Genomic DNA, 13,259 nt, shown 5'->3' with positions numbered 1-13,259 from the left:
TGGGGGGAGAAGGGGATCAGCCGGCGGGGCGGGGGAGGAGATCGACGGGCTCGTCGGGCGAGAAGGTGATCACGACGCCCGCATCGCTGCGCTCGACAGACACCGGCCGCAGGGACCCGGTGAGCGATTCGTAGAAGCTCAGCAGGGCGTCGGCGCCGGCGGCGTCCGCCCGGGCGTCCTGACCGGCGTAGGAGCTGATGACCAGCTGCCGGTGCACGCCGGAGGGGTCGCCGTCCAGCTGTGCGATGTCGGCCACGTCGACGCGTCCCGCGGCCGAGAGCTGACCGAGGGTGAGCAGGATGCGACCGTCCACGACACCCGAGGTGAGCAGGTCCTGCTCCTCGGCGGGCACTCCGATGTCGGGGTTCCGCAGCACCTGCTGGCCGGCGACCGACCGTGCGGCGTAGAGGCCGTCGTCCGCCGCCTGGGCCAACGCGGCCTGGTCGGTGTCGACCAGACGCACGTCGACCTTCTGGGCACCGTCGCCGAACGAGGCGACCACGGCGCTGTTCTCGATCGCCTGGCGCACGGTCGGGAACTCGGTGGGGAAGGTGCGCATCGAGTCGGTCGTGATGACGTAGTCGTAGTCGCGCCACCCGTCGGGGGCGAGCTCTTGCACGTCGGAATCGGTGTCGGCCTTGTAATACCAGACGACGTTCTCGCGCTCGAAGCCCGCGCGCACGAGGTCGACCCACATCGCGTCGTCGACGAGCATGCGCGAATCGGCGGGGGCGTTCTGCGTCATCCAGGCCTCGGCATCCCGCAGCGGTCGGTCGAGGTCGGCGAGCAGGAAGCCGCGCAATTGCGCCGCCCACAGCGGCCCCGCGGCTATCACGGCGACGACGAGCCCGGATGCCACGGCGACGCCTCCGAGACGTCGGGGGACGCCGTGCGCGCGCAGCGCCTCCACCGCGACCTGTCCCATACCCGCCACGACGATCGCGGCGAACGGCAGCAGCATGATCACGTACGGGACGGGGAGGTACCCGCCGCGGAACATGAACGCGGTCAGGGCCAGCAGCGCGACGGCCCACGGGCGCAGGCGCCGGACGAACAGGCCGGTGACCGCGGCCGACAGGGCGGTCACGATGAGAACGGCGTCGAGCTGCCACCACAGACCCACCGTGCGCGACATGAGGCTCTCGGGGTCGAACAGCGAGCCGCTGCCCTCCCGCGAGGCGAGCTGGAAGGCGAGGCCGTCCCACAGGCTTACGCGACCGGCCGCGGGCATGACCTCGCCCTTGACGGCGGCGAGGGCGACATACGTGAGCCCGATCAGCCCCAGCACGGCGGCGGCGACCGACAGGGTGTAGCGCCGCGTCGTGCGGTCCGCTCCACGCCAGATGAACCAGGCGACGAGTGGCAGCGCGAGGAGGTAGGTCTCCTTGGTCAGCACCGCGACGCCGAACGCCGCGGCCGCGCCGATGTAACCGGCGAGCTGCGCGCGTCGGCTCAGGGCGAGGAGGAGGGCGGCGAGCAGCCACGCCGTCGCGATGTTGTCGAGGTACACCTGGTGGTGGAACTGCACGGCCAGTGGAGACAGCAGGAAGAGCGCGACCGACACTGACGCCGTGAGGCGCGCGAATCCGATGCGGCGGACGAGGAACCACAGGAGCACCGCCGCGATGGCACTGGCGACGAGCATCGCCTCGCGCGCGGCGATGACGGCCACGTCGTAGCGGTTCCACGCGTCGGTGAGGCCGGCCCACGCCGCGATCTGGATCCAGCCGAGCGGGGGATGGTCGTACCAGTACGTGTAGTGCGTGAGTTCGCCGAGGTTGCCGATGCTCCACGCCTGAGCGGCGTAGGTTCCTTCGTCGTCGATGCGCTGGGGCGAGCCGCCGAGGTTCGCGGCGTTGACGAGGAGGCCGAGCAGCAGGGGCGGCAGCAGCCACAGGGCGTCGCCGAGGCGCGACCGCCAGGACGAGACGCGTCGGCGCCCGTCCGGGGCGGGGCGGTCGCCGCGGAGCGGGGCCGCCGGGGAACGGTCGAGTGTCGAGGTCATCGCGTCGCCTCCCTCGTGGCTGCGACGAGCACGCGCTCGCCGGGGTCGGGGGTTGCGGCGCCGTCGCGGTGGGCGCCGGTGTGCTCCGTCTTCTCCCAGCTGCCGTCGCCGCGCAGCTGCCGTACGACGGAGCGGACGGCGGCCGCGGCGAGGAACACCTGGTAGGGCACGAGTCCGAGGACGAGGCGCACGTAGTCGCGCACGCGCACCTTCTTGCCGTACACGCGACCGAACTCGGTCAGTCCCGCGGCCTCCGCCACGAGGGTGATGACGGTGGGCACCAGCGGGAGGAAGGTGATGAGCGCCACGGGCGTGGGGACCTTGACCAGCAGGATGAACGCCACGGAGATCGGGATGAGCAGTCCCGTCGCCGCCTGCAGGAACGGCATGTTCAACAGGTAGCGGGCGTACATCCGCTGCCGCAGGGTCGGCAGCGCCTTCCACTCGCCCTTACCGAGCACCTGCAGGAAGCCCTGGTTCCATCGCGTGCGCTGCTTGTACAGCGACTTCAGCGTCGGCGGGGTCTCCTCACGGGTGACGTACTCGGGGTTGTAGGCGACGACGACCTTCGCGCCGTCGCTCGACAGGCGCACGCCCAGCTCGCAGTCCTCGGCGAGGCACTGGTCGTCCCAGCCGTGCGACCATTCGAGCCGGTCGCGCGTGACGAACACCGTGTTGCCGCCGAGGGGGATGAACTTCGAGCGCGCGTGGAAGTGCAGGCGCGAGCGGAACCAGAAGTAGTACTCGAGCACGTTGCGCAGCGACCACCAGCTCGTCTCGAAGTTCATCAACTGCACGCCGCCCTGCACGACGTCGGCACCGGTCTCCTGGAACTTCGAGTCGACGACGGTCAGGAGCCCGGGGTGCACCTCGTCCTCGGCGTCGAACACGCCCACGACGTCGCCCGTGGCGATCTGGAGGGCGCGGTTGAGCGCCTTGGGCTTGTTCTTGGGCACGCTGTCGTCGACGACGACCTTGATGAGCTCGGGATGCCGTGCGGCGGCCTGTCGCACGACCAGCTCCGTCCCCGGGTCGTCCTGACCGACGATCGCGATGATCTCGAAGTCGGGGTGGTCCTGCTGGGCGAGCCGGTCGAGCGTCTGACCCATGACCTCCTCCTCGTGTCGACCCGGGACCAGGAGGGTGAAGCGGTGCCGCGCGGGGCGCGGCGTCGAGCTGAACTGCGTGGCTCGCAGGTCGTCGGCGGAACGCCAGGCGTGCAGCATCCACCACAGGGTCGTCGTGGCGACGACCGTCAGGGCGAGAGCGAGGACGATGATCCCGCTGTAGCCGAGCCACTCGCCGATCGACCAATCGGGCAGGAACCCGCCCGTCACGCTGGTCCCCGGCTGAGCGGGAAGGGGGACGTCGGTGGTTCCCGTCGACCCCTGCCCGGGGGCGGGAACGACGGGCGTGAGGAGCGGCTCGGGTGTGGGATCGGGGAGGACGGCGGTGATCGGGTGCACGTGCGGGAACGACAAAAGTCAACCTCCAGCGTCCACGTGGACGGTTCGAGGGCGGTAAGGGGACGTGCGGTGACCGGGGGCGAATCTCCCCGCACGGGTGGTCATCCGGGGCGGGCGGGGAGGACGGTTTGGACCGGTCAGGGTTCTCCCAGTCGCCTTTGCGGAACCTCCCATGCGATGCCGACGGCGTCCCGGTCCGTGAGGGGACCCGCACGACGGCCGGCCTCGCGCTGCCCCAGACTGGGCTCATGAGCGATCACGTCGTACGCGTCGACGGCCTGCGGAAGACCTACCGCGGGGGCTTCGAAGCGCTCCGCGGGGTGTCCTTCGACATCGGCCGGGGCGAGACGTTCGCGCTGCTCGGCCCCAACGGGGCGGGCAAGAGCACGGTCATCGAGATCCTCGAGGGCTACCGGGACCGCACGAGCGGCGAGGCCGAGGTGCTCGGCGTCGACCCGCACCGCGGTGGCCTCGCGTGGAAGGCGCGGCTCGGGATCGTGCTGCAGAACACCGGCGAAGCGCCCACCGCCACCGTGCGGGAGCTGCTGGCCCACTTCGCCTCGTTCTACCCGCGATCACGCGACGTCGAAGAGACCATCGCGGCGGTCGGTCTCACCGAGAAGGCGAAGGTCAGCGTCCGCAAGCTCTCCGGAGGGCAGCGTCGCCGCGTCGACGTGGCCCTCGGGATCATCGGCCGACCCGAGCTGCTGTTCCTCGACGAGCCGACCACGGGCTTCGACCCCGAGGTGCGGCGGCAGTTCTGGGATCTCATCCGCGACCTGCAGCGCGACGGGACCTCGATCCTGCTCACGACCCACTATCTCGACGAGGCCGCCGAGCTCGCCGAGCGCGCCGCCATCCTCGTCGGGGGTCAGGTGGCATCCGTCGGCCCGATCGACGAGCTGGGCGGCCCCGACGCGCGCGTTCCTCTCGTGCGCTGGCGCGAGGGCGGCGAGGTCCGCGAGCAGCGCACGCAGGATCCCGGGGGTGTGGTCGCCGCGCTGCATGCGCGTCTCGGCGAGCCCGACCGGCTCGAGGTGGTGCGCCCGAGCCTCGAGGACGTCTACCTGTCGTTCCTCGGCGACGAGGCGCGGCGCACGACCGCCGCGGGAGGCGTGGCATGAGCCGCATCCTGCGCCTGGGGGCATCGCGCATCGCGTTCGAGGTGCGCTCCTATTTCCGTCAGGGCGACTCGGTGTTCTTCACGTTCCTGTTCCCCGTGATGATCCTGCTGATCTTCGCCGTCGCGTTCGACGCGCAGACCTTCGGTCCTCCCGGCGACGAGGTGGATGCCGCGCAGTTCTACCTGCCGGCGATGCTCGCCGCGGGCGTGCTGCTGTCGGGACTGCAGAACATGTCGATCGACATCGCGATGGAACGCAGCGACGGCACCCTCAAGCGCCTCGGCGGAACGCCGCTGAGCCCCGTGTCGTACTTCATCGGCAAGCTCGGGCAGGTGCTCGTGACGGGATTCCTGCAGTCGGTGCTGCTCATCGTCGTGGCGGCGGTGTTCTTCGGCGTGCCCGTGCCGACGGAGCCCGGGCGCTGGCTGACCTTCGCGTGGGTGTTCCTGCTGGGTGTGACGACCTGCGCGATCCTCGGCATCGGCCTGTCCGCGCTGCCGCGCACCGGACGCAGCGCCACCGGCGTCGTCATCCCGATCGTGCTGCTGCTGCAGTTCATCTCGGGCGTGTACATCAACTTCGCCGCCCTGCCGGAGTGGCTGCAGAACGTCGCGAGCGTGTTCCCCCTGAAGTGGCTCGCGCAGGGTTTCCGGTCGGTGTTCCTCCCGGAGGGCTTCGCCGCCGCCGAGCCGTCGGGATCGTGGGACCACCCGCTGATCCTGCTCGTGACGGCGCTGTGGCTGGTGATCGGTCTCGCCGTGGTGCGGGTGACGTTCCGGTGGATCCGCAAGGACGCGTAAGCGCTCTGGCCTACCGCGTGAGGGGTCGAGATATGTCGCTTGTGTCGCCTCTCGGCCACGCATTCCGGCTCCTCGCGCGGGAAGGGAGATGCCACGGCCCCGATGTCCGAGGCCGGGTCTAGCGTGGAGGGATGGTCGCTTATCGCTATCTCGGTAACAGTGGATTCAAGATCTCGGAGATCACCCTCGGCAACTGGGTGACCCACGGGTCGCAGGTCGGAGACGACGCCGCGATCAAGACCGTGCACGCCGCACTCGACGCGGGGATCACGACGTTCGACACCGCCGACACCTACGCCAACACCGCCGCGGAGACCGTGCTCGGCAAGGCGCTCGAGGGGCAGCGGCGCGAGTCGCTCGAGATCTTCACCAAGGTCTACTTCCCCACCGGGCCCATGGGCCCGAACGACACCGGCCTGAGCCGCAAGCACATCATGGACTCGATCAACGGGTCGCTCACGCGCCTCGGAACCGACTACGTCGACCTGTACCAGGCGCACCGTTTCGACTACGAGACGCCCCTGGAGGAGACGTTCCAGGCGTTCGCCGACGTCGTCCGCCAGGGCAAGGCGCTGTACATCGGCGTCTCGGAGTGGACCGCGGAGCAGCTGCGCGAGGGTCACGCGCTCGCGAAGCAGCTCGGCATCCAGCTCATCTCGAACCAGCCGCAGTACTCCATGCTCTGGCGCGTGATCGAGGGCAAGGTGGTGCCGGCGAGCGAAGAGCTCGGCATCTCGCAGATCGTCTGGTCGCCCATGGCGCAAGGTGTGCTCAGCGGCAAGTACCTGCCCGGCAAGCCCCTGCCCGAGGGGTCCCGCGCGACCGACGAGAAGAGCGGCGCGAACTTCATCAAGCGCTTCCTGAATGACGACACGCTCGAGGCCGTGCAGCGCCTCAAGCCCATCGCCGACGAGGCCGGGCTCGCCATGCCGCAGCTCGCGATCGCGTGGGTGCTGCAGAACCCCAACATCGCTGCGGCCCTCGTCGGCGCCTCGCGGCCCGAGCAGCTCGCCGACACGGTCAAGGCCTCCGGCGTCACCCTCGACGCCGACACGCTCGCCGCGATCGACGCGGCCCTGGGCGACGCCGTGTTCTCCGACCCCGAGAACACCTACGAGGTGTCGCCGAAGGAGCGCCTGGTCTGACGCGGGTAGGGCGGCGGGTCGGGCGTTCGTGCTCGGCCCGCCGTGGCGCAGATGGCTGAGGCTGTCGAAGCCCCCGATGCTCCCCGCGCGGGGGAGTATCGAGACCGCACTGCGTTGTCCACACCGCATGCGATGGCGAAGCGACGGGTGCGGTCTCGAAAAACGGAGCGGTTTCGCCGTTTCGCGCAGGACCCGGGTCGGCGTGTGCCGAGTGGCCCACCGGACCGCGACCGGCCGCACCGGGCCGTGCCTCAGCCTGCGCACAGGAGAGGGCAGGGTCGGCGTCGTACCCTCTGCGAATGTCCTTTTCCGCTCACCGACCCGGCCGTTTCGGCTCCGACGGTCGCATCGAGTTCACGACGGACGAGGAACGCGTGCAGTACCTCGACGACATCCTCGCCGCCCAGAACGCCGCCGCGCGCCCGGCCGACGCGCTCCCGAACGACACGCGCCCGGCCGACGCGCTCCCGAACGACACGCGCCCTTCCGACGCGCAGGAGCACGCCTCCGAGCCGTGGGGCGCGCCGCCCGCCGACGACGAGCCGCGCGACCCCTTCCTCGACGACGCGGAGGGTGAACTCCGCGACGCCCACCCGCGCGACGACGACCCGGCCGCCGCGCACGACACCGTCGTGATCGACCGCGCGCACGCCGACGGCGACGCTGACGCAGAGACCGAGGCCGTCCCCGAGCGGGTGCTCGCGGCTCCCGCCGTGGCATCCATTCCGGTGACCTCCGAGCCGCGGCCGCCGCGTCTGCGCCGCTCCGACCCGCGCCGACCCAAGCTCTCGCTCATCCGGCGCATGGCCGTGCTCGGCGGCGCCGACAACGACGTGCTCGACGAGGTGCCCGAGGAGGTGCCGCGCTTCGTGCAGATGTTCCTCGTGCTCGCGGGGACCGCGCTCGTCTCGGCGCTGTCGATGATGTTCGCCCTGCTCACCGGTGTGCGCGTGAGCATCCTGCTCGCGATCCCCCTGGCGATCGTGTGGGGTCTCATCATCTTCAACCTCGACCGCTTCCTGACCTCCACGATGCGCTCGACCAAGAACGTCTTCCGGCTGCTGGGCCTGGCCTTCCCCCGCGTGATCATGGCCGCGCTCATCGGCATCGTCGTCGCGGAGCCTCTCGTACTGCAGGTGTTCCAGAACGACATCGCCCGCGAAGTGAATGCGACGAACGTCACCCAGGCGCTCACGGATCAGGATGCCGTGACCAACGGCCCCGAGAAGCAGGCCCTCGACGCCGCGTCGGCCCAGGTCTCGGCGCTCGAGAACCAGGCCGCGACCGGCATCGTGACAGGCACCTCGTCGACGTCGGCCGAGTCGGCGGCCGCTCAGCAGACCGTCGACCAGCTCACCCAGCAGCTCGCGGCGCAGCAGGCCGTGATCGACCAGGCGCGCGCCGTGTACCAGTGCGAGCTGACCGGCCAGGGCGCCGGCACGGTCCCCGGCTGCACCGGGGTCGCGGGCGACGGCGCGAGTTCCGACGCCGCGCAGGCGCAGCTGCAGCAGGCGCAGTCGTCGTACGACGCCCTGTCGACGCAGCTGCAGCAGGCGCAGTCGACGCTGGCCGCCGCCAACACCGCGGGCGCCGAGGCCGCGGCATCCTCCGCCGACCAGAACAAGCGGCAAGCCGAAGACCAGCTGCCCGCGGCGCGCGCGCAGTACGAGTCGGCGCTGCAGGCCTACAACGCCCGGGCCTCGTCGGTCGCCGACGGCAACGCCGGGGCCGTGGGTCTGCTGAGCCAGATCACGGCGCTCGAACGCCTGTCGGATCGTGAGCCGGTGCTGCGCTGGGCGCACTACCTCATCGCCGCGCTGTTCTTCATGATCGAGCTGCTGCCCGTGCTGGTGAAGGTGCTCACGGGCTTCGGCGGTCCCTCGCTGTACGAGAAGGCCGAGAAGATGCGCGGGCAGATCGCCCTCGACCGGGTGTCGGCCCGCACCTTCCGCAAGCGTGCCGACATCATCGCCGACGAGGCACACCGCGTCCCAGCGGCCACGGCCTGATGGTCGAGTGGAGCGCGGGGCTGCTGCTATACCGCCTGAGCCCCGCGCCCCAGGTGCTCATCGCCCACATGGGCGGCCCGTTCTGGGCGAAGAAGGACGCCGGCGCGTGGTCGATCCCGAAGGGCGAGTTCGACCCCGCGACCGAGGGAGCGCTGGATGCCGCCCACCGCGAGTTCCGCGAGGAGCTCGGCGTCGAGCCGCCCGAGACGCAGTGGGCGGAGCTCGGCACGTTCGCGTACAGCAGCGGCAAGAAGGTCGTCGTGTTCTGCGGCGACGGCGCCGGGTTCTCGGCATCCGGGTTCGTGTTCGGCACGTTCGAGATGGAGTGGCCGCCGCGGTCGGGGCGCACGGCGTCGTTCCCCGAGGTCGACCGCGCGGAGTGGATGGACCTGGATGCCGCCCGCGGGGCGCTCGTGAAGGGCCAGCGACCCGCGATCGACGCGCTCGAGGCGGCGCTGCGCGAGGTGCCCGGCGCCTGACGCGGCCGCGCTGCGCGACCCTCGAGCGCGCCCGCTCGCGCGCGCCCGCTCAAACGCGAGTGTCCAAAACACCCGGACGTTTCCTAAAGTCGTCCGGGTGTCTTGGACACTCGATGGGGAGTGGGCCCGGCGACGGCGCGCGATGACAGGGCGCCTCACGGCGCACGCGGCCGCGCTCGGCTCGCACGCGGGACGCGTCAGCTCACGGGCGCAGCAGAACCTTCCCGACGCGGGGCGAGTCGCTCGCGCGAGCGGCCTCGCGGGCGTCGTCGAGGCCGAAGGTCGCGGCGACGGGGAGGGTCAGGGTGCCGTCGGCGAGGTAGCGCGACAGCTCGCCGAACAGGGCGCCGCGGGTCTCGGCATCCATCGTCTTGCTGACGACGCTGCCCCAGAAGCCCTTCACGGTGGCCTGGCGGAAGATGATGTCGCCGACCGAGAGCTCGAGCGTGCCGGCGCCCATGGACCCGAAGATGACGAGCGTGCCGTTCTCGCTCAGCAGCGACAGCACGTCGTTGCTCGCCGAGCCGCCGACCGAGTCGACGCCGGCGACGATGCGCGCACCATCGGCGAGCGCGAGGGCGGCGTCGCGCCAGCCCTCGGCGTCGGTCGACACGACGTTGTCGATGCCCTGCTCGGCGAGTTCGGCGACGGCGCTCCGGCGGCGCACGAGGCCGATCACGTGGATGCCGCGGGCCTTCGCGATCTGCGCGACCATGCGGCCGACGGCGCCGTTGGCGGTGTTCTGCACGATCCAGTCGCCCGCCTTCAGGTCGACCGAGTGCAGCAGGCTGATGGCGCTGAAGGGCATCGAGACGAGCTGCGAGGCGACCTCGTCGCTCAGACCGTCGGCGACGGGGATGAGGCCCGCGGCCTTCGCGACGACCTGCTCGGCCCAGACGCCGAAGGTGCCGCCGGTGGCGACGCGCTGGCCGACGGTCAGTCCCTCGACGCCCTCGCCGAGCTCCTCGACGACGCCGACGGCCTCGGTGCCGGCGCGTGCTGGCAGCTCAGGCTTGAAGCCATAGGTGCCGCGGACGGTCCACAGGTCGTGATTGTGGATGGGCGAGAGCAGCACGCGCAGGCGCACCTCGCCGGGGCCGGGGGTCGGAGTCTCGACCTCTTCGACCCCGAGGACGTCGGCGGGCTCGCCGAACTCGTCGTGGATGACTGCGCGCATGGAATGCCTCCGATGGTTATTTTGTAACGACCGGTCTAATATAGACCTCGAGCCCGAGGATGCAACCGAGAAGGCCCTGAGTCCGTCGACGGGTCCGGGTGGCACGAGGGGTTACAGGGGAGAGAACATGGGCAGGACGCCGAGCTTCGAGCGCTCCGCCGTCGTCGACGCCGCGCGCGACGTCTTCTGGCGCCGCGGCTACGCCGAGACCGGCATCGCCGAGCTCGAGGAAGCGACCGGGCTGACGCGCTCGAGCCTCTACAACGCCTTCGGCAGCAAGCGCGGGCTCTTCGACGCCGTGCTCTCCGCCTACCTCGACGACGTCGTGCGCACGCGTCTGCGGCCGCTGGGCGGGGGAGACCCCGGCGCCCTCGAGGCGTACGTCGACGACATGCGCGCCGCCATCGACGCCGACGCCCCGCGCGCCCGTCTGGGCTGCCTGCTGCTGAACGCCGGTTCGTCTCCCCTGGCGAGCGACGACGCCGAGGTGCGCACGCTCGTCTCCGCGTACGCCGCCGAGATGCGCGCCGCGATCCGCGCCGCCGTCGCCGACCGGCGTCCCGATCTGACCCCGGATGCCGTCGACGCGCTCGCCGCGGTCTGCGCCTCGCTCGTGGTGGCCGGCCTCACCCTCGCCCGCGCCGATCGCGACGCGGCGCTGGGCACCCTGGCATCCATCCGGACGACGCTGGAGTCGTGGGGCGGCCCCGCCTGATCGCGTGAGTCGCCAGAATTCGTCGCCTCGCACGGCATCGAAGCGACAATTCCTGCGACTCGCGCGGGGAGGTTCAGGCGCGCGGTTGTATACGCAAGAGGCGTTCGAGAGCCTGATTGATGCGACTTCGACCCCCTACTGCATACACTAAGAGGAGACACGAAGGGGGTGCCGCATGCGAGCGAGCGAACGCGCGTACGCGATCCTCCTCGACGAGATTCAGACCGGCACTCTCGCGCCGGGGACCGTGCTCGGCGAGGTGGAGCAGTCCACGCGCCTAGGCGTGAGCCGCACCCCCCTGCGCGAAGCCCTGCGCCGCTTGGCATCCGACGGTCTCGTGGCCCAGGCATCCGCTCGCGTGACGGTGGTCGCGGGGATCGACGCCGACGACATCCGGGCGCTGTTCGACCTGCGTCGCGCGCTCGAGACCGAGGCCGCGCGGCTGGCCGCGCAGCGGGGCGATCGACGGGTGTTCCACGCGCTGGCCGCGGAGTTCGACCGCGTCGACACCGCGGATGCCGACGACTACTACGCGCTGATCGCCCGCTTCGACGCGGCGATCGACGCCGCCGTGGACAACGCCTACCTCTCGGCGGCCCTCCGCAGCGTCCGCACCCACCTCGTCCGGGTGCGCCGCATGGCCCGCGACAACCCCCTGCGCCTTACCGCCTCGGCGCGAGAGCATGAACTGATCGCCCGAGCGATCGGCGGCGGCGACCCCGAACTCGCCGCCCACGCCACCCACGTGCACCTGCACAACGCCTTCACGACCATCCTCGAAGCCCTCACGGAGGACCCCTCATGACGATCACCCATCACGTGCGCGTGCACCGCAGCGACGAGAACCTCGCCCGCGAGGGCCAGCTCGCCTGGGCGCTCGCGCGCGTCGCGGTCGACCCGGTCGCCGTCGACGACGACGTGGTCGACATGATCGTCAACCGCCTCATCGACAACGCGGCCGTCGCCGCGGCATCCCTCACCCGTCAGCCGGTGAGCGCGGCGCGCCAGCAGGCGCTCGATCACGCGGTGTCGATCGGCGGGTCCGGCGCCACCGTCTTCGGCTGCCTGCTCGAGCGGCGCACGAGCCCCGAGTGGGCCGCATGGGCGAACGGCGTTGCCGTGCGCGAGCTTGACTACCACGACACCTTCCTCGCCGCCGACTACTCGCACCCGGGCGACAACATCCCGCCCGTGCTCGCGGTGGCGCAGCACACCGGACGCGACGGTGCCGCCCTCGTGCGCGCGCTCGCGACGGCGTACGAGATCCAGATCGACCTCGTCCGCGCGATCTCGCTGCACAAGCACAAGATCGACCACGTCGCCCACCTCGGCCCCGCTGCGGCGGCCGGCATCGGCACACTGCTCGACCTCGACCAGGAGACGATCTACCAGGCCATCGGCCAGGCACTGCACGTCACCACCGCCACGCGTCAGTCGCGCAAGGGCGAGATCTCGACGTGGAAGGCGCACGCCCCCGCCTTCGCGGGCAAGATGGCGATCGAGGCGGTCGACCGTGCGATGCGTGGCGAGACCAGCCCCTCGCCCATCTACGAGGGGGAGGACGGCGTCATCGCCTGGATGCTCGACGGTCCCGACGCCTCGTACGACGTCCCGCTGCCCGGCGAGGGCGAGAGCAAGCGCGGCATCCTCGACTCGTACACGAAGGAGCACTCGGCCGAGTACCAGGCGCAGGCATGGATCGACCTCGCCCGTCGCCTCGGCACGGCCCGCCCCGATCTGCGCGACCCCGCGAACGTGGCATCCATCGTGCTGCACACCAGCCACCACACGCACTACGTGATCGGTTCCGGCGCGAACGACCCGCAGAAGTACGACCCCACCGCCTCGCGCGAGACGCTCGACCACTCGATCCCGTACATCTTCGCCGTCGCCCTCCAGGACGGTGCCTGGCACCACGTCGACTCCTACGCCCCCGAGCGCGCGGGCCGCTCCGACACCGTCGCCCTGTGGCACAAGGTGACGACGGCGGAGGATGCCGAGTGGACGCGCCGCTACCACTCCGAGGATCCGAACGAGAAGGCTTTCGGAGGCCGCGTGGTCATCACCCTCGCGGACGGCACGGTCGTCGAGGACGAGATCGCCGTCGCCGACGCCCACCCGCTCGGCGCCCGTCCGTTCGCGCGGGAGGACTACATCCGCAAGTTCCGGACGCTGGCCGAGCCCGTGCTGCTGCCCGAGGAGATCGAGCGCTTCCTCGAGCTCGTCCAGCGCCTGCCCGAGCTGACCCCCGCCGAGGTCATGCAGCTCACGATCGTCGCCAAGCCCGGCGTGCTGGCCCTGGCGCCGGCGCCGAAGGGGCTGTTCTGATGCGCGGCGGC

At 71.0% G+C, this 13,259-nt stretch carries 11 protein-coding genes; 8 read left to right on the top strand and 3 right to left on the bottom strand.

The features are described from left to right. Window positions 1–16 precede the first annotated feature (16 nt). Together B0B15_RS00985 and B0B15_RS00980 are read right to left on the bottom strand one after the other, a co-directional pair. Complete coding sequence (locus tag B0B15_RS00985) at window positions 17–2,005, bottom strand: ArnT family glycosyltransferase (RefSeq protein WP_076672882.1); 1,989 nt, start codon at window positions 2,003–2,005, stop codon at window positions 17–19. After that, the gene (locus tag B0B15_RS00980) at window positions 2,002–3,486 is read right to left on the bottom strand and encodes a glycosyltransferase family 2 protein (RefSeq protein WP_256334125.1); all 1,485 of its coding nucleotides are present in this window, start codon (window positions 3,484–3,486) and stop codon (window positions 2,002–2,004) included. The genes B0B15_RS00985 and B0B15_RS00980 overlap by 4 nt, the downstream gene beginning before the upstream one ends. 233 nt (window positions 3,487–3,719) lie before the next feature. Here B0B15_RS00980 and B0B15_RS00975 point away from each other — a divergent pair, with 233 nt between their 5' ends. The 5 genes from B0B15_RS00975 to B0B15_RS00955 all read left to right on the top strand — a co-directional run bounded on the left by B0B15_RS00975 (window position 3,720) and on the right by B0B15_RS00955 (window position 9,028). Continuing rightward, window positions 3,720–4,595, top strand: coding sequence for an ABC transporter ATP-binding protein (locus B0B15_RS00975; protein ID WP_076672881.1), 876 nt, complete (start codon window positions 3,720–3,722; stop codon window positions 4,593–4,595). Then, on the top strand, window positions 4,592–5,395 hold the full coding sequence (locus B0B15_RS00970; protein ID WP_076672880.1) for an ABC transporter permease: 804 nt from the start codon (window positions 4,592–4,594) through the stop codon (window positions 5,393–5,395). The genes B0B15_RS00975 and B0B15_RS00970 overlap by 4 nt, the downstream gene beginning before the upstream one ends. Before the next feature lie 131 nt (window positions 5,396–5,526). Then, window positions 5,527–6,540 carry an aldo/keto reductase family protein gene (locus B0B15_RS00965; protein WP_076672879.1) on the top strand — a complete coding sequence of 338 codons (1,014 nt, stop codon included), beginning with the start codon at window positions 5,527–5,529 and terminating at the stop codon, window positions 6,538–6,540. A gap of 299 nt (window positions 6,541–6,839) precedes the next feature. Further along, window positions 6,840–8,549, top strand: a complete 1,710-nt coding sequence (locus B0B15_RS00960) for a DUF4407 domain-containing protein (RefSeq protein WP_076672878.1) — start codon at window positions 6,840–6,842, stop codon at window positions 8,547–8,549. Further along, window positions 8,549–9,028 carry an NUDIX hydrolase gene (locus B0B15_RS00955; protein ID WP_076672877.1) on the top strand — a complete coding sequence of 160 codons (480 nt, stop codon included), beginning with the start codon at window positions 8,549–8,551 and terminating at the stop codon, window positions 9,026–9,028. The genes B0B15_RS00960 and B0B15_RS00955 overlap by 1 nt, the downstream gene beginning before the upstream one ends. A gap of 202 nt (window positions 9,029–9,230) precedes the next feature. Here the strand turns inward: B0B15_RS00955 and B0B15_RS00950 are convergent, their stop codons facing one another. Further along, complete coding sequence (locus tag B0B15_RS00950; RefSeq protein WP_076672876.1) at window positions 9,231–10,205, bottom strand: zinc-binding dehydrogenase; 975 nt, start codon at window positions 10,203–10,205, stop codon at window positions 9,231–9,233. Window positions 10,206–10,332: 127 nt separating this feature from the next. On the opposite strand from B0B15_RS00950, the gene B0B15_RS00945 reads away from it, so the two are divergent. From B0B15_RS00945 to B0B15_RS00935, 3 genes are all read left to right on the top strand, one after another. After that, entirely contained in the window at window positions 10,333–10,920 is a 588-nt protein-coding gene (locus B0B15_RS00945) for a TetR/AcrR family transcriptional regulator (RefSeq protein ID WP_076672875.1), read from the top strand. Window positions 10,921–11,095: 175 nt separating this feature from the next. Next, on the top strand, window positions 11,096–11,725 hold the full coding sequence (locus B0B15_RS00940; RefSeq protein WP_076672874.1) for a GntR family transcriptional regulator: 630 nt from the start codon (window positions 11,096–11,098) through the stop codon (window positions 11,723–11,725). Next, window positions 11,722–13,248, top strand: coding sequence for an MmgE/PrpD family protein (locus B0B15_RS00935; RefSeq protein WP_076672873.1), 1,527 nt, complete (start codon window positions 11,722–11,724; stop codon window positions 13,246–13,248). Before B0B15_RS00940 ends, B0B15_RS00935 begins: the two co-directional genes overlap by 4 nt. Window positions 13,249–13,259 lie beyond the last annotated feature (11 nt).

The organism is Microbacterium sp. RU1D (assembly GCF_900156435.1).
GTDB lineage: Bacteria > Actinomycetota > Actinomycetes > Actinomycetales > Microbacteriaceae > Microbacterium.
Note: the sequence above shows the minus strand (reverse complement) of the source record. Positions and strands in the feature narration are given on the sequence as shown.

Bases quoted from the DNA above. Each gene is read 5' to 3' on its own strand.
- B0B15_RS00945 (WP_076672875.1), top strand. From the start codon at position 10,333: ATGGGCAGGACGCCGAGCTTCGAGCGCTCCGCCGTCGTCGACGCCGCG.
- B0B15_RS00985 (WP_076672882.1), bottom strand. From the start codon at position 2,005: ATGACCTCGACACTCGACCGTTCCCCGGCGGCCCCGCTCCGCGGCGAC.
- B0B15_RS00935 (WP_076672873.1), top strand. From the start codon at position 11,722: ATGACGATCACCCATCACGTGCGCGTGCACCGCAGCGACGAGAACCTC.
- B0B15_RS00940 (WP_076672874.1), top strand. From the start codon at position 11,096: ATGCGAGCGAGCGAACGCGCGTACGCGATCCTCCTCGACGAGATTCAG.
- B0B15_RS00955 (WP_076672877.1), top strand. From the start codon at position 8,549: ATGGTCGAGTGGAGCGCGGGGCTGCTGCTATACCGCCTGAGCCCCGCG.
- B0B15_RS00960 (WP_076672878.1), top strand. From the start codon at position 6,840: ATGTCCTTTTCCGCTCACCGACCCGGCCGTTTCGGCTCCGACGGTCGC.
- B0B15_RS00950 (WP_076672876.1), bottom strand. From the start codon at position 10,205: ATGCGCGCAGTCATCCACGACGAGTTCGGCGAGCCCGCCGACGTCCTC.
- B0B15_RS00965 (WP_076672879.1), top strand. From the start codon at position 5,527: ATGGTCGCTTATCGCTATCTCGGTAACAGTGGATTCAAGATCTCGGAG.
- B0B15_RS00975 (WP_076672881.1), top strand. From the start codon at position 3,720: ATGAGCGATCACGTCGTACGCGTCGACGGCCTGCGGAAGACCTACCGC.
- B0B15_RS00970 (WP_076672880.1), top strand. From the start codon at position 4,592: ATGAGCCGCATCCTGCGCCTGGGGGCATCGCGCATCGCGTTCGAGGTG.